This window comes from Frankia sp. AgB32 (assembly GCF_023243045.1).
GTDB lineage: Bacteria > Actinomycetota > Actinomycetes > Frankiales > Frankiaceae > Frankia.
In genome coordinates this window covers 25,588-44,368 of record NZ_JALKFX010000024.1, presented here as the reverse complement: position 1 = coordinate 44,368, position 18,781 = coordinate 25,588, and the positions used below count along the sequence as shown (strand labels likewise).

Here is an 18,781-nt window from a genome sequence, read left to right as displayed (position 1 = left end):
TCGGACGGCCACGGTGGTGCCGACGGGGGCTCTGAGCCGCACACATCGACAGGGCTGAATCTGCACGCGCGTCAGTTTTTCCGCGGCATATGACGAAAAGGTCACGCCAGTGTTGCGATCACGGGCATTCCGTCGGCAGAGCATCGTGGAGCCGGCAAACCCACCGTCCACGTACGGTCAGTGGCCGCGAAACGCTGCCGGCTGGCCCTTCCGGGCCACCGCTGCCGGGGGAATCGCCGTGCGGAAGACCGGCCGCCGGCCATGACCGCGACGCTGCGGGACCTCGGTGAGTTCGAGCTGATCAGGGCGATCACCGCCCGTCTCGGCCGGGGTCGCGACGTGCTCGTCGGCCCCGGGGACGACGCGGCGGTGCTGGCCGCCGCGGACGGCCGGGTGGTCGTCACCACGGACCTGCTGGTCGAGGGCCGGCACTTCCGCCGGGACTGGTCGTCCGGGACGGACGTCGGGCACAAGGCCGCCGCCCAGAACCTCTCCGACGTCGCGGCGATGGGAGCCCGCCCGACCGGCCTGTTCGTGGGGTTCGCGGCGCCCGGGGAGCTGGCGGTGGACTGGGCGCTGGCGCTGGCCGACGGCCTGGCCGCCGAGTGCGCGCGGGCCGGGGCGAGCGTCGCGGGTGGCGACGTCAGCTCGGCCGACACGATCATGCTGGGCGTGACCGCCCTGGGTGATCTGGAGGGTCGGGCGCCGGTGCTGCGCTCGGGGGCGCGCCCGGGTGACGTGGTGGTGCTCGCTGGCTCCGTCGGACCCGCCCAGGCAGGCCTCGCCCTGCTGGGCGCCGGGCTCGGCGACGGGCCGGCGCCATGGGCGGAGCTACGCGCCGCGCATCGCCGGCCGCGCCCGCCCTACCCGCTCGGTCCCGCGCTCGCCGCCGCCGGCGCGCGCGCCATGTGCGACGTCTCGGACGGCCTCTTGCAGGACCTGGGGCACATCTGCGCCGCGTCCGGGGTTCGGATCGACCTGGACCCGGACGCCATCGAGCTCGGCCCAGCGCTGCGGGCGGCCGCCGCCGCGCTGGGGGCCGATCCGCTGGGCTGGGCGCTCACCGGCGGTGAGGACCACGCGCTGGTCGCCTGCCTGCCGGCGGAGGCGACGCTGCCGGCAGGTTGTGTACGCATCGGCGCGGTCCTGGCCGGCGCCGGCGTGAGCGTGGCCGGGCAGGCACCTCGCGGCTCCGGCGGGTGGAACCATTTCGGGTGAGCGGCCGGCGGGTTCAGGTCGCGCGCGGGCGGCGCACCGGCGGATCCTCGTCGTCGGGCTGGAGGAGGTCATCTCCCCCGGCCTCCCGGTGGCGCGATCGTTCGGCCCCGAGACGACAGGCCGTCACCGAAGTGCGCCGGAGCGCCGAACCATGGGTCCTTCTGGGCGACAAGTCGGACGGGAATTCGATCAGAGGGACCCCCATGGCCGCTCGCCCACGCAAGCCTGGCCATCGCCGTCACCCACCGCAACTATCTTCGCCACCGCATCGCCGCCCACCAAGGCCGCATTAACCAGCTGTCCACTCCGGGGACAACAGCAGAAGTGTGAGCGCCGGCCCGCCAGGTCGCCTCACGGGCGTAGGTCGCACGAAGCGACTTTTATTGGGTCCGGGGGCCATGATGCGGGCCGGCGCTGCTCAGTTTAACCGATGGCGCGGCGACCGTGTTCCCGTCGGGGAATCGCGGACGAAAGGCCCATTTTGCGATGAAAACCGCCCGATCTCCGGCGACCACACCTGGCATCCGTACCGCCGCCCACGGGCGCTCCGGCCCCGCGCCGCAGCGACATCGACCCCGTCGCCCAGGCCGGGTTGTCCGACCGGGCGGGACCGGTTCCGCCACCGAAGTCGGGAGCGGGTAGCCTGGTCAGACGGTGGCAGAAGGGCCTTTCGGAGGCCGTGTAGTGAGACCGTGGATAGAGGCGATTGGCCCCGTGACAGCACCGACGGTTCCTGCGTCCGGACCTGACTTCGGACCCAACGAATGGCTGGTCTTCGAGATCTACCAGCAGTTTCTCGAAGATCCGCAAAGCGTGTCACCGGAGTGGCGGGAGTTTCTCTCCGACTACCGCCCAAGCATGCCCCTGGGCGCCGACGGGGCCCCGAACGGGGCGTCTCCCGCGAGTGAGACGACACACAGCGCGCCGGCCGCGCCGCAGCCCGCGGCCGCCCGCCCGGCGCCCGCGGCGCCCGCCGCCCGCGTGAAGCCCACCGCGGCACCGGCCCCGGCGCAGCCCGCCGCGCCCCAGCCGGCAGCGAAGGCACCCGCCCCCAAGCAGCCCGCGGCGCCGGCGGCGAAGGAGCCCGCCGCAGGCGGCTCCGCCGTCAGCCCGCTGCGCGGCGCGGCGGCACGGGTGGTCACCAACATGGAGTCCTCGCTGCACGTCCCGACCGCGACGTCGGTCCGGGCGTTCCCGGCGAAGCTGCTCGCGGACAACCGCATCGTGATCAACCGCCATCTGGCCCGCTCCAGCGGCGGCAAGGTGTCGTTCACCCACATCATCGGCTACGCGATGGTCCGGGCGGTCGCCGCCAACCCGGCGATGAACGCCTCGTACACCGAGGTGGGCGGCAAGCCGGCGGTGGTCCAGCCGAAGCACGTCAACCTCGGACTCGCGATCGACCTGGTCACGCCGAAGGGCCGCCAGCTCGTCGTCGCCGCGGTGAAGAAGGCCGACACGCTCGACTTCCGCGAGTTCTGGGTGGCCTACGAGGACATCGTGCGCCGGGCGCGGGCGAACAAGCTGACGGCCGACGACTTCAGCGACGTCACGATCAGCCTCACCAACCCCGGCGGCATCGGCACGGTGCACTCGGTGCCCCGCCTGATGCAGGGCCAGGGGACGATCATCGGCGTCGGCGCCATGGAGTACCCGGCCGAGTACTCCGGTGCCGCCGTGAACACGCTGAGCCGGCTGGCGATCTCCAAGACGATCACGCTGACCAGCACCTACGACCACCGGATCATCCAGGGCGCCCAGTCCGGTGAGTACCTGCGCCGGATGCACCAGCTCCTGCTGGGCGAGGACGGCTTCTACGACGAGATCTTCCAGGCCCTGCGGGTGCCCTACGAGCCCGTCCGCTGGGTCACGGACAAGCCCGTGGTGCACGAGGGCGACCTCGACCACAACGCCCGGGTGCTGGAGCTGATCCACGCCTACCGGGTGCGCGGCCACCTGATGGCCGACACCAACCCGCTCGAGTTCGCCATCCGCAGCCACCCCGACCTGGACATCATCAGTCACGGGCTCACCCTGTGGGACCTCGACCGGGACTTCGCGGTCGGCGGCTTCGCCGGGCAGCGCACGATGTCGCTGCGCGACGTCATGGGGGTCCTGCGCGACTCGTACTGCCGTCGGGTCGGCATCGAGTACATGCACATCCAGGAGCCCGACGAGCGCGCCTGGATCCAGGCCCGGGTCGAGCGGTCCGCGGAGCGTCCTGACCCGGCCGAGCAGCTGCACGTGCTGGAGCGGCTCGGCGCGGCGGAGGCGTTCGAGTCGTTCCTGCAGACCAAGTACGTCGGCCAGCGGCGCTTCTCGATGGAGGGCGCCGAGTCGACCATCCCGACCCTCGACGAGGTGCTCGACCGGGCCGCCGACGCCGGCATGGACGAGGTCGTCATCGGCATGGCCCACCGCGGCCGGCTCAACGTCCTCGCCAACATCGTCGGCAAGTCCTACCGGCAGATCTTCGACGAGTTCGAGGGTCACCTCGACCCACAGACCGCGCACGGCTCCGGTGACGTCAAGTACCACCTGGGCGCCGAGGGCGAGTACTGCGGCCGGTCCGGGCGGACCGTCGGCGTCTCGGTGGTGGCCAACCCGTCGCACCTGGAGGCCGTCGACCCGGTCACCGAGGGCGTGGTGCGCGCCAAGCAGGACATCCTGGACAAGGGCTCCGCCGGCTTCACCGTCCTGCCCGTCCTCGTGCACGGGGACGCCGCGTTCGCCGGCCAGGGCGTCGTCGCCGAGACGCTCAACCTCTCCCAGCTGCGCGGCTACCGCACCGGCGGCACGATCCACCTGGTCATCAACAACCAGGTCGGCTTCACCACCTCGCCGGAGTCGAGCCGCTCGTCGGTGTACGCGACCGACGTCGCCCGGATGGTCCAGGCGCCGATCTTCCACGTCAACGGGGACGACCCGGAGGCGTGCGTGCGGGTGGCGGCGCTGGCGTTCGAGTACCGCCAGGCGTTCCACAAGGACGTCGTGATCGACCTGGTCTGCTACCGGCGCCGCGGCCACAACGAGATGGACGAGCCGTCGTTCACCCAGCCGCTGATGTACGACACGATCGCCAGCAAGCGCTCGGTGCGCAAGCTCTACACCGAGGCGCTGATCGGCCGCGGGGACATCACCCGCGAGGAAGCCGAGCAGGCGATGAAGTCCTACCGCGCGGAGCTGGAGAAGGCGTTCGCGCAGACGCGGGACACGTCCCCGGCCGGCACGGCGCCGCAGCCGCGGATCGTCACGACCCCCGAGGAGGCCGCCGCGGCCGCCGCGGTCAGCACCGCGGTCACCCCGGAGGCGGTCAAGCGGGTCATCGACACCCAGGTCAACCTGCCCGACGGCTTCACCCCGCACCCGCGGCTGCGCCCGCAGATCGAACGGCGCGCGCAGATGGTGGGGACCGGCGCGATCGACTGGGCCCTCGCCGAGACCCTCGCGTTCGGCACGCTGCTGCTCGACGGCCGCTCGGTGCGCCTCACCGGCCAGGACAGCCGCCGCGGCACGTTCGGCCAGCGGCACGCCGTGCTCGTCGACCGGCACACCGCCGAGGACCACACCCCGTTGCGCACGCTGCGCTACGGGCTGGACGGCACCGAGAACAACGAGGGCGTCGGCACCTTCTACGTCTACGACTCGCTGCTCAGTGAGTTCGCGGCGATGGGCTTCGAGTACGGCTACGCGGTCGCCCGCTCGGACATGCTGGTGATGTGGGAGGCGCAGTTCGGTGACTTCACCAACGGCGCCCAGTCGATCATCGACGAGTTCATCACCGCCGGCGAGGCCAAGTGGGGGCAGCGGTCGTCGCTGGCCCTGCTCCTGCCGCACGGCTACGAGGGCCAGGGCCCGGACCACTCCTCGGCCCGCATCGAGCGGTTCCTGTCACTGTGCGCGGAGAACAACATGACGGTGTCGGCGCCGTCGTCCCCGGCCAGCTACTTCCACCTGCTGCGCCGGCAGACCCTCTCCCCGGTGCGGCGCCCGCTGGTCGTGTTCACGCCGAAGTCGATGTTGCGGCTGAAGGCGGCGACGTCGGCGGTCGAGGAGCTGACCAGCGGCGGCTGGCAGCCGGTGATCGACGACGCGGCCGTCACCAACCCGGCGGCGGTGCGCCGGGTGCTGCTGTCCGCCGGCAAGGTCTACTACGACCTGGCCGCCTCGCGCGACCAGCTGGACGCCGACGGACGGTGCGCGCTGCTGCGGGTCGAGCAGCTCTACCCGACGCCTGGGCCGGAGCTGGCCGCGGTGCTGGAGCGCTACCCGAACGTCACCGACATCGTCTGGGTCCAGGAGGAGCCGGCGAACCAGGGCGCCTACCCGCACATGGCGCTCAACATCGCCGAGTACCTGCCCGGCGGGATCCGGCTGCGGCGGGTGTCCCGGCGGGCCGCGGCCGCGCCGGCGTCCGGCTCGTCGCGGGTGCACGAGCGCGAGCAGAAGGCCCTCGTCGAGGCGGCCTTCGGAGACTGACGTCGCCAGCGCGCCCGCGGCCCGGGGCTCTCCACCAGGAGCCCGGTCGCCGGCGCGTGGGCGGTAGGCGCCCGACGGTCGGCCGGCACGTCAGAGGGCTGGCAGGTCGATCGAGGGGCGCGAGGAACGGCGGGCCTGAGGAGCGTGGATGTACTTCACCGACCGCGGCATCGAGGAACTGGTTGACCGTCGCGGCGAGGAGACGCTCACCATCGAGGGCCTCGCCGACGCGATGCGGGCGTTCGTCGACGTCCACCCGGAGTTCGAGGTGGCCATCGAGCGGCTCGCCACCTGGCTCGCCCGCCCCGACGACGACCCCGACCTCTGAGCCCGCCCAGCCCAGCCCGGGCCACCGGCATCGGCGGCCTGGGGCCGGCTCAGCAGGTCAGCAGGTCAGCAGGTCAGCAGGTCAGCAGGTCAGCAGGTCAGCAGGTCAGCAGGTCAGCAGGTCAGGACCAGCTTGCCGACCACGTCGCCGGCGGCGAGCTGCTCGAACGCCGCCCGCGCCGCGGCCAGCGGGCGCACCTCCTGCACCAGCGGGCGGATGCCCGTGCGGGCCAGCAGGGCGAGCAGGGCGATGAGCTCGTCCCGGCTGCCCATCGTCGAGCCGATCACCGACAGTTGCTGGAAGAAGATCCGCGTGAGGTCGGCCGGCGGATTCGGGCCGCTGGTCGCGCCGGACAGGATGATCCGACCACCGGGTCGCAGCGACCGCAGCGAGTGCGCCCAGGTGGCCGCCCCGACCGTCTCGATGACGGCGTCGACCCGCCTCGGCAGCCGGGCGCCGGACTCGACGACCTCGTCGGCGCCCAGGGCGCCGGCCCGGCGGCGCTTGACCTCGTCGCGGGAGGTGACGAACACGGTGTGCCCGACCGCCTTGGCGATCAGCAGCGCCGCCGTCGCGACCCCGCCGCCGGCGCCCTGCACGAGCAGCGTGCCGCCCCCGTCCGCGGGCAGGCCGGACCGGCTCACCACCATCCGGTACGCCGTCAGCCAGGCGGTCGGCAGACAGGCCGCCTCCACCCAGGACAACTCCGACGGTTTCGGGACGAGGTTGCGCCGGGGCACCGCGACCCGCTCCGCCAGCGTGCCCGGGTGCAGCTCGGACAGCAGAGTACGGCGCGGGTCCAGCGTCTCGTCCCCGCCGCCGGCCGCCGGATCCCCGATGACGGCGTGCACGACGACCTCCTGCCCGTCGGCGGTGACGCCGGCGGCGTCGCAGCCGAGGATCATCGGGAGGCGCTCGGCCGGCAGGCCAACCCCACGGAGGCTGAACAGATCGTGATGATTCAGCGAGGCCGCTCGCACGTCGACGGTGACCCAGTCGTCGGGCGGCGCGGGCTCGGGTTGTTCCCCGACGGCGAGGCCGTCCAGGGGCGCGTCCGGATGCAGGGCGACGGCGGCGGCGGCGAGCACGTCCCGAACCTACGGTCCCGGTTGTCCGGGCGCGAACGGCCGGGACCGGTGGCGCCACGAAACCCGGCGAAGCGGGATCAGCCGCCCCGTCCCGCGCATCGACGGGACGGGTGTGCTGAACTCATCTCCGTGGGAACGACGAGCGCGGCCGCGGCGACGGACGGATCGCGGTGACCCCACCGGACGATGCGGGAACGCCCGAGCGTCGCGGCGCGCGGCACCGGCTGGGCTGGCGGCGTCGGCGGCCCGTTGCCGCCCCGGAACCACCGACCACGATCATCGTCGACGGCACCCCGGTCATCACCGTGCAGCCGGCGGACTTCGTCTGCTGCTCCTACCAGGGCTGCGGGACGCTGCGTCCGCTCGTCGACGCCGCGGAGAACCGGCCCTGCGCCGGCTGCGGCCGGGTCTGACCCGCCGACACCCGGTAACGCCGCGGGGCCCCGGAATGCCATCGCACTTCGGGGCCCCGACGCCGACCACGCTGCCGTGGGAGCGGCCTCAGCGACGGGCGACCCCGTCGGCCCGCGCGGCCGCCGCGACGGCCGCGGAGACGGCCGGAGCGACCCGCTTGTCGAACACGCTCGGGATGATGTGGTCCTCGGTGAGCTCGTCGGCGATCACGGCGGCGAGCGCGTCGGCGGCGGCGAGCTTCATGCCCTCCGTCACCCGGCTGGCCCGCACGTCGAGGGCGCCGCGGAACACACCCGGGAACGCCAGCACGTTGTTGATCTGGTTCGGGTAGTCGCTGCGCCCGGTGGCGACGATCCGGGCGTACTTGTGCGCGATCTCCGGGTCCACCTCGGGGTCCGGGTTCGCCATCGCGAAGATGATCGCCTCGGGGGCCATGGTCGCGATGGCCTCCTCCGGCACCTTGCCGGCGGACAGGCCGAGGAACACGTCGGCCCCACGCAGCGCGTCGTTGATCGAGCCGGTGAGGCCGGCGGAGTTCGTCTCGGCGGCGAGGGCGGCCTTGACCGAGGTCAGGTTGTCCCGGCCGGCGTAGATGATGCCCCGGCTGTCACCGACGGCGATGTCGCCGATGCCGGCGGCCAGCAGGATCCGGGTGACGGCGACCCCGGCCGCGCCCGCACCGGACACGACGGCGCGCAGGTCACCGAGGGTGCGACCGGTCAGCTTGGCGGCGTTCTCCAACGCCGCCAGCGCCACGATCGCGGTGCCGTGCTGGTCGTCGTGGAAGACGGGGATGTCGACCCGCTCCTGCAGCAGCCGCTCGATCGCGAAGCAGCGGGGCGCGGAGATGTCCTCCAGGTTGATCCCGCCGAAGCTGGGAGCGAGCCGGGCGACGGTCTCGACGATCTCCTCGACGTCGGTGACGTCGAGGGCGAGCGGCACCGCGTCGACCCCCCCGAAGTGCTTGAACAGCGCCGCCTTGCCCTCCATCACCGGCAGCGAGGCGGCGGGGCCGATGTCACCGAGGCCAAGCACGGCCGTCCCGTCGGTGACGACGGCGACGGTGTTGGCCCGCCAGGTGTAGTCGTCGGCGAGGGCCGGCGTCTCGGCGATCGCCGTGCACACCCGGGCGACCCCGGGGGTGTAGGCGAGCGAGAGGTCCTCGCGGGTCTCCAGCGCAACGGTCAGCGCGACACCGATCTTGCCGCCGCGGTGCAGGGCGAAGGCGGGGTCGTCGTCGGAGGGCCGCGGGCTGACCGCGGCGAGATCGGGCGCGGTGGTGGAGTCGATAGTCGTGTGGTCAGTGGTTGCGGACACGCAGGTTGCTCCTCGGACAAGCCGACGGGGGATCCGCTGAGGCGGTCGTGGTCCCACCAGGGCGGCGGCTACAAGGTGCCCGCCCTCCGTGCGCGTGCCGTGATCCGCGGGAGGGCGAGCCTGACCGGCCCCACCCCGTCGTGTGGGGCAGGGCGCAAGCCCGGGGGTGCCCGGGGTACATCCAATATGGCACGGCGAGCCGGTGCGGTTCGCGGGGTAGCTTCGCCCGCAGCGAACCGCGGTCGAACGTCGCCGCAACACAGAAGGAACACACGGACACGAATCAGGTGTGCGAGCGTAGCCGTGGTGTCACATGACAGGGCTTGGGTGCAGATCGGAACCCGTCTCCGGCACCTCGCGCTTCACTCCGACCTGGAGGTCATCCGTGCACGTCGGCGTCATTCGTCATAGGTCGAGGGTATCCACACTCGTCGCGGCGGTTGCCCTCGCGACGATCACTGCCGCCTGCGGCAGCAGTAGTTCGGGCTCCTCCTCGGCGAGCTCCCAGGCGCCCGCGACCGACAGCGTCCTCGCAGGTCAGGTACCTCAGAAGGTGCGGAACGCCGGGACGCTGACCTTCGCCACCGACCCCTCGTACGCGCCGAACGAGTTCTTGGCCACGGACGGCAAAACCATCACCGGAATGGATATCGACCTCGGCCGGGCGCTCGGCGGCGTCCTGGGTCTGCGAGTCCAGTTCAGCCAGGCCACGTTCGACTCGATCCTGCCAGGCCTGGCCGCCGGGCGATTCGACATCGGCATGTCTTCGTTCACCGACACCAATGAGCGGGAGCGGCAGGTCGACTTCGTGACCTATTACTCCGCCGGGACGTCGTTCATGACCCGCAGCCAGGGCGGCGTGAAGGTTTCGACGCTGGCCGACCTGTGCGGCCACTCGGTGTCGGTGGAGACCGGCACAACCCAGCAGACCGACGCGAGCGACCAGAGCGGCCGCTGCACCGCGGCGGGCAAGGCCGCGGTCACCGTGCAGGGCTACGACGACCAGAACGCCGCGAACCTGGCGCTGACGTCGGGCCGCGCCGACCTGTCGATGGCCGACTCCCCGGTCGCCGACTACCAGGCGAAGCTCTCCGGCGGGCGGATCGTGACGGTCGGCAAGGCGTACGGAACCGCCCCGTACGGCATCGCCGTACCGAAGAACGCGGGCCTGACCAAGCCGCTGCAGGGCGCGCTCCAGAAGCTGATCAAGGATGGCACCTACCGTCAGATCCTGGACAGGTGGGGCATCGCCGACGGCGCCATCACCGAGCCGAAGATCAACGGCGCCACCGCATGAGTCCCACCGAGGGAGTCTCGCCCGACGCCACCGTGCCCGCGGTGGCGTCGGGCGAGACCGGTGCCATCGAGACCGGTGCCATCGAGACCGGTGCCATCGAGACCGGTGCCATCGAGACCGGTGCCATCGGTGGCAGCGACATGGAGGCCGTGCCGCTGCGCCATCCCGGGCGGTGGGTGGCCGCCGCGGTCGTCCTCGTGCTGGCCGCGATGGCCGCCCACTCCCTCGCCACGAACCCGAACTACCAGTGGGGCACGGTCGGGGACTACCTGTTCGCCGCACCGGTGCTGCGCGGACTGTGGGCCACGGTCTACCTGACCGCGATCGCGATGGCGATCGGCATCGCCGGCGGGGTCCTCCTGGCGATCATGCGGATGTCGGCGAACCCGGTCGTGGCCGGCGCCGCCTGGGTGTACGTCTGGTTCTTCCGCGGCACGCCGCTGCTGGTCCAGCTGTTGTTCTGGAGCTTCGTCGGCGCGCTGTACCCCCGGCTGTCGCTGGGCATCCCGTTCGGGCCGAGCTTCGTGTCGGGGGACGCGAACCACGTGGTGCCGCTGTTCGCGGCGGCGGTACTGGGACTCGGCCTCAACGAGGCGGCGTACATGGCGGAGATCGTGCGGGCCGGGATCAACGCGGTCGACATCGGCCAGAGCGAGGCGGCCGCGGCCCTCGGGATGACCCGGGCACTGACGCTGCGCCGCGTGGTGCTGCCCCAGGCCATGCGGACGATCATTCCACCGACCGGCAACGAGACCATCTCGATGCTCAAGACGACCTCGCTGGTCAGCGTGATCTCCTACGACGAGCTGCTGAACGCGGCCCGACTGATCTACGCCCGCAACTACCAGACCGTGCCCCTGCTCATCGTGGCAGCACTGTGGTACCTGGCGCTGACCTCGGTGCTGACCGCGGGCCAGTACCAGCTGGAACGGCGCTACGCCCGTGGCCTCGCGCCGGGCCACGCCAGGCCACGCCGGACGGAGGCAGCACGATGACGGCCGCGGCGGATCGGGACACCTCCGGGAAGGAGCCGTCGGACCGGGCGAGCGGCGCGGTGGTGCCGATGGTCCGCGCGGAGCGGGTGCGCAAGTCGTTCGGCCACCAGGTCGCCCTGCGCGACGTCAGCCTGACCGTGGCCCCGGGCGAGGTCACCTGCCTCATCGGCCCGTCCGGCTCCGGAAAGACGACCTTCCTGCGGTGCGTGAACCACCTGGAGCGCATCAGCGGCGGCCGGCTGGCGGTCGACGGCGAGCTGGTCGGCTACCGGGAGCACGGTGGCCGCATCCACGAGCTGCGGCCCCGCGAGATCGCCCGCAAGCGGCGCGAGATCGGCATGGTGTTCCAGCGGTTCAACCTCTTCCCGCACCTGACCGCCCTGGAGAACATCACCGAGGCGCCGGTCCGGGTACGCGGCGAGCGGCGCGCCGACGCGGTGCGCCATGCCGAGGAACTGCTGGCCCGGGTGGGTCTGGCCGACCGGGCCGGCGCATACCCGGCGCAGCTGTCCGGCGGACAGCAGCAGCGGGTCGCGATCGCCCGGGCGCTGGCGATGCGCCCGAAGCTGATGCTCTTCGACGAGCCGACGTCGGCGCTCGACCCGGAACTGGTCGGCGAGGTCCTGGAGATCATGCGTCAGCTCGCCGACGAGGGCATGACGATGCTCGTCGTCACCCATGAACTCGGCTTCGCCCGACAGGCCGCCGACACCGTGGTGTTCATGGACGCCGGCATGGTCGTCGAGACGGGGCCGCCCGCCACCCTGCTCACCGCGCCGGCGCACGAACGCACCCGGGCGTTCCTCGCCAGGGTGTTGTGAACGCGGCGCCCTCTCGGACAACGGTGAACTACGTTACGTAACCGACGGCGGCTCGGGCCCACCGCGGGAGCCAACGCACGGCAAGAGCCACACCTGCACGCCAACGGCGCTGGCGGGACGGTCCGGCCTGCTGGGTGACGCACAGGCGAACCGGTACCGTCGCACGCGTGGAGATCAGCGCACTATCGGTCCCGGACGCCTGGGTGTTCACCCCGCGTCAGCACTCCGACAGCCGCGGAACCTTCCTGGAGTGGTTCCGCTCCGACGCGCTGAACGAGGCGGTCGGACATCCGCTCACGCTCTCGCAGGCCAACCACAGCGTGAGCCGTGGCGGCACGCTGCGTGGCGTGCACTACTCGCAGGTCCCCCCGAGCCAGGCGAAGTACGTGACCTGCGTGCGCGGTCGGGTGCTGGACTGCGTGGTGGACATCCGCACCGGCTCGCCGACCTTCGGCACCTTCGCGGCAGTCGTCCTCGACGACGTCGACCGCCGCGGGCTCTACGTCGCGGAGGGCCTGGGCCACGCGTTCATGGCTCTCACCGACGACGCGGCGGTCTCCTACCTCTGCTCCACGCCGTTCACGCCGGGGCGTGAGCACGGCATCAACCCGCTCGACCCCGACCTCGCACTGCCGTGGCCCGAGGAGCTGACCCCGCTGCTGTCCGACAAGGACGCCGTGGCCCCCACCCTCAAGGAGGCCGAGTCGGCCGGTCTGCTGCCCACCTACCGTGACTGCCAGGCGCTGTACGCCGAGTTGCGGGCCGCCGGCGCACCGGCGGACGGTGCGCGGTGATCCGGGTGGCCGGCCCGGGGGATGTCGAGATCGTCCTGGCCCTGGTCCATGAGCTCGCCGCCTACGAACGGGAGCCCGACGCGGTCGCGATGACCGCCGACGACCTGAACGCCGCCCTGTTCGGCCCCACCCCGAGCGCCCACTGCCTGGTCGCCGCCGCCACGCCGGAATCCCCGGCTGGGCAGCACGATCCGACGGCCGGGCCCGACGGGGGTCCCCCGGGCGCGGTAGCCCCGCCGCCCGCGGTGGTGGGCTTCGCGATCTGGCATCCCACCTTCTCCACCTGGACCGGGCAGACCGGGATGTACCTGGTCGACCTGTTCGTCCAGCCCGAGCACCGGCGGGCCGGCCACGGCCGGACCCTGCTCGCGGCGCTCGCCGCGATCGGCGTCGAGCAGGGGCATCGCCGGCTGGAATGGGCCGTGCTCGACTGGAACACCCCGGCGCAGGAGTTCTACCGGGCCATCGCGGCCCGGCCGATGACCGGCTGGACGACCTGGCGGGCCGACGGCGCGGCGCTGGCCGACCTCGCGGCAGTGGCCAGCCCGTGCCCCGGCACGACGCCCCAGCATCCCGCCTGAGCCCCGGCCCGGCGCGACGGGAACGTACGGGTCCGGTGGTGGGACCAGGCCCGGCGACTGTGCCCTTCCTGGCGTCTTTCGATCACCCGACCTGCGGTACCCACGGCCGGCTGGGTACGGTGGAGGCGGTGGCAACGACCGGCCGCCGACGACGAGCTCCCCGGCGTGCATGAGGGACGTCACGCCCGGCGGGGACAGGCTTGACGGCGTCGGCAGCGGGGAAGGCCGTCATCCGCAACATCATCGTCCGTCCGGCTTCGGCCACCCGCGAGGGAACCTCCTCGCACGACGCAGGCTCTTTGGGGGTAGGAACGTGGATCCGACGCCTTCGACCGGCGGCGCGGAGAACTCCGACACCATCGACAGCCACACCGCCCATTCCGGCGGCCTGCGCGACGTCGTCGCGCTCACCCTGCCGGCCGCCAGTGCGTATCTCACCGTGCTGCGAACAGCAACGGCCTCCCTCGCGGCCCGACTCGACTTCACCCTTGACGACATCGAGGACCTGCGGATCGCCGTCGACGAGGCGTGCGCTCTGCTCCTCGTGTCGGCCGTGCCCGGCTCGTCCCTGGACTGCACGTTCACGCTCTCCCCCGGGGTGATGCACGTGCTGGTGACCGTCGAGAGCCTCGACGGCGAGCCGCCGTCCGAGGACACCTTCGCCTGGACGGTGCTCAAGGCGCTGGCCGGCGATGTCGAGACCGCCACCGGCCCCGGCTCGAAGGTGAGCATCACGCTGCAGAAGCGCCGCGGCGTGCGGGCGGATCTCGGGGAGCCGCCGGCCGGGCACGTGCGAGGATCGGGCGCGGCCAACGCAGCTCCACTGGGTGATGCGGTAGGTACGCCGTGACGTCGACCGGGAGGACTCCGACCCCGCCGCGGGTGGCGCCCGAGCAGGAGCCGACGAGCGCCCAGGTCGGCGCGCTCAGCCAGCAGCGGGCAGCCGCCCTCGACGATCATCCCGGCGCCGGCACGGGCGCACACTCCGCCCAGCCCTCGGCGGCCGCCGAGGGCGCCCCCGGCACCGACGCCCCGGCGCCGGCCGCCGAGGCCGAGCCGGTGGAGGTCGTGGAGCGCACCCACTCCCCCGACCGGGCGCTGGCCCGGTCCCTGTTCGTCCGCCTCGCCGAGCTGCCCGAGGGCGACGCGGAGCGCGCCGCCATCCGCGACCAGCTCGTCCGCATGCACCTGCCGCTGGTCGAGTACCTCGCCCGCCGGTTCCGCAACCGCGGTGAGCCGCTGGACGACCTCGTCCAGGTGGCCACCATCGGACTGATCAAGTCGGTCGACCGGTTCGACCCGGAGCGCGGGGTGGAGTTCTCCACCTATGCGACCCCGACGATCGTCGGCGAGATCAAGCGGCACTTCCGCGACAAGGGCTGGGCGATCCGGGTCCCCCGCCGGCTGCAGGAGCTCAAGCTCTCGCTGACCAAGGCGACCTCCGAGCTGTCCCAGACCCTCGGCCGCTCCCCGACGGTGAGCGAGATCGCCAAGCACCTGCAGATGAGCGAGGAGGATGTCCTCGAGGGCTTGGAGTCGGCGAACGCCTACTCCGCGGTGTCACTCGACGCGCCGGACTCCGGCGACGACGAGGCGCCTGCCGTCGCCGACACCCTCGGCGTCCAGGACGAGTCCCTGGAGGGCGTGGAGTACCGGGAGTCGCTCAAGCCGCTGCTGGAGAAGCTGCCACCCAGGGAGAAGCGGATTCTGCTGCTCCGGTTCTTCGGCAACATGACCCAGTCGCAGATCGCCACCGAGCTCGGCATCTCCCAGATGCACGTGTCCCGGCTGCTCGCCCGCACCCTGGCCCAGCTGCGCCGCGGCCTGCTCGAGGACGGTTAGCAACCGCTCTTCCAGGCGGGGGCGCGCCGCCCCGCCCGAACTGCCCATCCGGTGGGAGTTCACGTCCGCCGGGAGCGCCGGGTAGTGGGCCGCGGGCCGCCACCCTCCGTACCGTCGCCGCGCGCGACCTGACCCTTCGCGTCGTCGGCGTCCTGCGCCGCCGGCCCGAACCCGCCCGCCGCCAGCAGCGCAACGATGATCACAATCGGGATGGCGAGCAGCGGAACGCCGTAGCCGTACGCCCCGGCCTGCAGCAGACCCCAGGCCACCGGCAGGCAGAGAATCTGGACGACGAGGGTGGGCGAGCGGAACGACGCGGCCCGCCCCAGCACCCCCACCGCCAGCACGGCCACCCCGAGGCCACCGACGACCGCGAGCACGCCGCCCGTCTCCGCTCGCGCGACGTCGTCGATGCCGGCCCCGAACCCCCGCAGCACCTGCAGCACGCCCAGCGCCAGCAGCGCGAGCGCCTCGGCGGCGAGCAGCAGGCTGGCCAGCCGGGCCGGGGCGGACGCCGAGCGCCAGGCGGCGAGTACCCCGCCCAGCCCGCCGGCACCCGTTCGCCGCGGCCTGGGCCCGCCGGGGCCGCTCACAGATCCCATCCCTCGACATTACGTCGCGCGGTGGACCGCCAAGGTGACCACTCGCGCTCCGCCGGCGCTCGCGGCCGCTTTTCCCCTTGTGAGAGTTTTCCCAGCCGACGCCCGGCCTGGGTGGGCGGGCTACGGTAGAGGCATGCGAGGGCTGCTGGTCGTCAACCCTGTTGCGACCACCACAACCGAACGCGTTCGTGACGTCCTCGCCAGCGCGCTCGCGGCCGACCTCGTCCTGGACACGGTGGTCACCAAGGGCCGTGGCCACGGGGTCGAGCTGGGTGCGCGCGCCGTCGAACTGGGTGTCGACGTGGTCATCGCGCTCGGCGGCGACGGCACCGTCAACGAGGTCGTCAACGGCATGGTGCAGAACGGGCCGATCGCCGACGGCCCCGCGTTCGCGGTGGTGCCCGGCGGCAGCACCAACGTCTTCGTCCGTGCCCTGGGCTACTCCGCCTCCCCCGTCGAGGCGACCGGTGAGCTGCTGGACGCGTTGCGGGCCGGGCGCAGCCGCCCGATCAGTCTCGGCGAGGCCGTCTACGGCGACGGGCGGCGCTGGTTCACCTTCTGCTTCGGCCTGGGCCTCGATGCCCGGGTGGTGGACCGGGTCGAGCGCAAGCGCTCCGGTGGGCGGCGCAACTCGCCCGGGCTGTTTCTCCGGACCGCCGCGGTCCAGCTCGCCCGTGGTACCGGCCGCGGCAGCCCCACCATCGAGCTGGAGACCACCGCCGCCCACAGCGGCGTGCCCGGCCAGCGCGACGGGACGACCGACGGCCTGGCCGAGGCTCAGCGGCCCGCGTCCGGCGACCCGGGCGAGCAGCCGGGCGAGGACACCGACCGGCAGATCGCCCTCGGCATCGTCTGCAACACCCGCCCGTGGACCTACCTGAACTCACGGCCCGTGCTCGCCTGCCCCGACGCCTCGTTCGACACCGGGCTCGACCTGCTCGCGCTGCAGCGGGTGCGGATGTCCTCGGTGCTGCGGTCGGCCCGCCAGATGCTCGCCGCCGACGGGGGCCCGCACGGGCGCAACGTCGTCAGCCGGCACGACGCCGCGACGATGCGGTTCCGCGCGGACGACCCGATCCCGCTGCAGATGGACGGCGAGTACCTCGGCGAGAGCCACGAGGTACTGCTCATCCACCATCCGCGGGTCCTGCGCGTCATCGGCTGACACGCCGCCACACCGGCGGCGCGGGCGATCACGCCCGCGAATCTTCGTGGTCGCTCCGCATGGACAAATCCGGCAGGAAACCGTACAGAGGAACCACGGTGCCGCCGTGCCCGGCGAAACGGAAGCAGACCATCACAGTCGGCGACCGTCCCGCGGGGCGGGCCGCTAGCTGCCGGGGGCGGCCAGCGCGCGGCGAACCTGGACCGGGTCGTCGCAGATCACGCCGGCGACGCCGGCGTGACGCAGCGCGAGCGCAGCCTCGACGGTGGTGACCGTCCACGTGACCAGCCTCACACCGGCCTGGCGGGCGCGGGCCGCGGCGTCCGCGGCGCCGAGCACGGCGCTGGTGTGGGCGTGCAGTTCCGCGTGCCCGGCGGAGCGGACGTAGCCGAGACCGCCGCTGACGGACATCCTGGGCATCGTCAGGAAGGCCGTGGCGACCGCCAGGTCCGCGTCCCGCACCACCTCGATCGCGAACCAGTCGAACGACGACACGGTGATGCCCCCCGCCCCGGCGTCGAGTTCGGCGACGGTGGGCCGGGGGCCGGTGAGGCCCCGGGCCCGCAGGCGCTCCACGAGGGCCCGGGCGGTGCGCTCCCGGGGTGCGTCGAAGTCCGGTTGCCCCGGCTGGTTCTTGATCTCGAGGATGAGCCGGCCCCGGCCCGCCCAGACATCGATGATCTCATCGAACAGCGGGATCCCACGGGCCCGCAGCACCTCGGTGGGCTGGCGGATGACCGCCCTACCGGCGGGGCGGGACAGCCGGGCGTCGTGGATGCAGACCAGGTCCCCGTCGGCACTGCGACGGACGTCGATCTCGACGCCGTCCGCACCGGCGCTCAGCGCCGCGTCCACCGCCTCGACCGTGTTCTCCGGGCCGGGCACCCTACTACCCCGATGACCAAGTACCTCCATGACTCAACCCTGCCATCTCCGGCCGGTTGATCAAGTCATAGCAGGCAGATGACCTCACCCGCGCGGGCCGCGGAGACCCCCGGATGTACCCAGAAGGCCTACCGATGCCCAGATGGCATGGTCTACACCCACCCAACCGCGGTGATCATCTTGAGTGTCCTGGGCCGGTCTCCGAGGCTACGCGAGACTCGGGTCGGGAGTGCGACATCCCCTGTTAACCAGGACTTCCGTCCTGTGCACGCGACCACGGGAGACGGTGGCGGGGCGTGGCCCGTCTGTGTCCCTGCCGGACAAGTGCAGGCCAGAGAGGGTGTGAAGACGCTTGCAGGTTCTTGCGCGCCTGCCGGTTCCGGTGGGAGGGTGGCGAATGTCCGGGGTGGATGCACGTGCACCTGGGCTCACCGACCGCCAGAAACCCGCTCCACGGCCCGCCGCCGGGGCCGAGCAGACAACCTGCTCATTCAATTTTCGCCGCGGCACAACCGTAGCGGCTCGCAAAGCGTCTCATGTGCAGTGTGGCCCGAGACGACGAGAGAGGGAGTTGTACGCATGGACTGGCGCCACAGAGCGCTCTGCCGTGACGAGGATCCCGAGCTCTTCTTCCCGATCGGTACAACCGGTCCGGCAGAACGCCAGGTCGAAGAGGCAAAGGCCGTTTGCGCGCGGTGCGCAGTCACTAGTGACTGCCTGAACTGGGCACTGGACACCGGGCAGGACTCAGGTGTCTGGGGTGGGATGAGCGAGGACGAACGCCGGGCGCTCAAGCGCCAGATTCGGCTGCGGGTCCGAACCGCCTGACCGCACCACCTCCGGCGCCGCGCCGCAGCGGACCGGGGCGCACCACCGTTCCCCGTCGGCTCGCCGACATCCGCTCGCGGCATGCCCTGCCAGCCGGACAGTTCCGTCCAAGCCGGCCACAGTGGTC

17 protein-coding genes are annotated in these 18,781 nt (G+C 72.4%); 13 read left to right on the top strand and 4 right to left on the bottom strand.

Going from position 1 to position 18,781, the window contains the following annotated elements:
• Positions 1 to 261 precede the first annotated feature (261 nt).
• The 3 genes from MXD60_RS09955 to MXD60_RS09945 all read left to right on the top strand — a co-directional run bounded on the left by MXD60_RS09955 (position 262) and on the right by MXD60_RS09945 (position 6,025).
• Positions 262 to 1,218, top strand: coding sequence for a thiamine-phosphate kinase (locus tag MXD60_RS09955; RefSeq protein ID WP_248818720.1), 957 nt, complete (start codon positions 262 to 264; stop codon positions 1,216 to 1,218).
• 714 nt (positions 1,219 to 1,932) lie between these two features.
• Positions 1,933 to 5,697 carry a multifunctional oxoglutarate decarboxylase/oxoglutarate dehydrogenase thiamine pyrophosphate-binding subunit/dihydrolipoyllysine-residue succinyltransferase subunit gene (locus MXD60_RS09950; RefSeq protein WP_248818719.1) on the top strand — a complete coding sequence of 1,255 codons (3,765 nt, stop codon included), beginning with the start codon at positions 1,933 to 1,935 and terminating at the stop codon, positions 5,695 to 5,697.
• 148 nt (positions 5,698 to 5,845) lie between these two features.
• Positions 5,846 to 6,025 (top strand): DUF6104 family protein, encoded by a 180-nt coding sequence (locus MXD60_RS09945; RefSeq protein ID WP_248818718.1) that lies wholly within the window; start codon positions 5,846 to 5,848, stop codon positions 6,023 to 6,025.
• Between the two features lie 113 nt (positions 6,026 to 6,138).
• Here MXD60_RS09945 and MXD60_RS09940 read toward each other — a convergent pair whose 3' ends face one another.
• On the bottom strand, positions 6,139 to 7,113 hold the full coding sequence (locus tag MXD60_RS09940) for a zinc-binding dehydrogenase (RefSeq protein ID WP_248818717.1): 975 nt from the start codon (positions 7,111 to 7,113) through the stop codon (positions 6,139 to 6,141).
• Between the two features lie 170 nt (positions 7,114 to 7,283).
• Between MXD60_RS09940 and MXD60_RS09935 the strand changes: the two genes are divergently transcribed.
• Positions 7,284 to 7,526 (top strand): hypothetical protein, encoded by a 243-nt coding sequence (locus MXD60_RS09935; protein WP_248818716.1) that lies wholly within the window; start codon positions 7,284 to 7,286, stop codon positions 7,524 to 7,526.
• 88 nt (positions 7,527 to 7,614) lie between these two features.
• On the opposite strand, the gene MXD60_RS09930 is transcribed toward MXD60_RS09935, so the two are convergent.
• Positions 7,615 to 8,844, bottom strand: a complete 1,230-nt coding sequence (locus MXD60_RS09930; protein WP_248818715.1) for an NAD(P)-dependent malic enzyme — start codon at positions 8,842 to 8,844, stop codon at positions 7,615 to 7,617.
• Positions 8,845 to 9,397: 553 nt separating this feature from the next.
• Here MXD60_RS09930 and MXD60_RS09925 point away from each other — a divergent pair.
• The 7 genes from MXD60_RS09925 (at position 9,398) to MXD60_RS09895 (ending at position 15,174) form a co-directional block, all read left to right on the top strand.
• Positions 9,398 to 10,141, top strand: coding sequence for an ABC transporter substrate-binding protein (locus MXD60_RS09925; protein ID WP_248818714.1), 744 nt, complete (start codon positions 9,398 to 9,400; stop codon positions 10,139 to 10,141).
• Positions 10,138 to 11,136: an amino acid ABC transporter permease gene (locus MXD60_RS09920; protein WP_248818713.1), complete on the top strand. Its 999-nt coding sequence runs from the start codon at positions 10,138 to 10,140 to the stop codon at positions 11,134 to 11,136. Before MXD60_RS09925 ends, MXD60_RS09920 begins: the two co-directional genes overlap by 4 nt.
• Positions 11,137 to 11,198: 62 nt before the next feature.
• Complete coding sequence (locus MXD60_RS09915) at positions 11,199 to 11,957, top strand: amino acid ABC transporter ATP-binding protein (RefSeq protein ID WP_518467674.1); 759 nt, start codon at positions 11,199 to 11,201, stop codon at positions 11,955 to 11,957.
• A gap of 167 nt (positions 11,958 to 12,124) precedes the next feature.
• Positions 12,125 to 12,751, top strand: coding sequence for a dTDP-4-dehydrorhamnose 3,5-epimerase family protein (locus MXD60_RS09910; RefSeq protein WP_248818712.1), 627 nt, complete (start codon positions 12,125 to 12,127; stop codon positions 12,749 to 12,751).
• Positions 12,748 to 13,332, top strand: coding sequence for a GNAT family N-acetyltransferase (locus MXD60_RS09905; protein ID WP_248818711.1), 585 nt, complete (start codon positions 12,748 to 12,750; stop codon positions 13,330 to 13,332). The genes MXD60_RS09910 and MXD60_RS09905 overlap by 4 nt, the downstream gene beginning before the upstream one ends.
• Before the next feature lie 313 nt (positions 13,333 to 13,645).
• On the top strand, positions 13,646 to 14,182 hold the full coding sequence (locus MXD60_RS09900; RefSeq protein ID WP_248818710.1) for an anti-sigma factor: 537 nt from the start codon (positions 13,646 to 13,648) through the stop codon (positions 14,180 to 14,182).
• Positions 14,179 to 15,174 carry an RNA polymerase sigma factor SigF gene (locus MXD60_RS09895; RefSeq protein WP_248818709.1) on the top strand — a complete coding sequence of 332 codons (996 nt, stop codon included), beginning with the start codon at positions 14,179 to 14,181 and terminating at the stop codon, positions 15,172 to 15,174. The genes MXD60_RS09900 and MXD60_RS09895 overlap by 4 nt, the downstream gene beginning before the upstream one ends.
• 59 nt (positions 15,175 to 15,233) lie before the next feature.
• Here the strand turns inward: MXD60_RS09895 and MXD60_RS09890 are convergent, their stop codons facing one another.
• Complete coding sequence (locus tag MXD60_RS09890; RefSeq protein ID WP_518467662.1) at positions 15,234 to 15,776, bottom strand: hypothetical protein; 543 nt, start codon at positions 15,774 to 15,776, stop codon at positions 15,234 to 15,236.
• Between the two features lie 133 nt (positions 15,777 to 15,909).
• Between MXD60_RS09890 and MXD60_RS09885 the strand changes: the two genes are divergently transcribed.
• Positions 15,910 to 16,941, top strand: coding sequence for a diacylglycerol/lipid kinase family protein (locus tag MXD60_RS09885; protein ID WP_248818707.1), 1,032 nt, complete (start codon positions 15,910 to 15,912; stop codon positions 16,939 to 16,941).
• A gap of 165 nt (positions 16,942 to 17,106) precedes the next feature.
• Here the strand turns inward: MXD60_RS09885 and MXD60_RS09880 are convergent, their stop codons facing one another.
• Entirely contained in the window at positions 17,107 to 17,856 is a 750-nt protein-coding gene (locus MXD60_RS09880) for a glycerophosphodiester phosphodiesterase (protein WP_248818706.1), read from the bottom strand.
• Between the two features lie 549 nt (positions 17,857 to 18,405).
• Here MXD60_RS09880 and MXD60_RS09875 point away from each other — a divergent pair.
• Entirely contained in the window at positions 18,406 to 18,654 is a 249-nt protein-coding gene (locus tag MXD60_RS09875) for a WhiB family transcriptional regulator (protein ID WP_248818705.1), read from the top strand.
• The last annotated feature ends 127 nt before the right edge of the window (positions 18,655 to 18,781 follow it).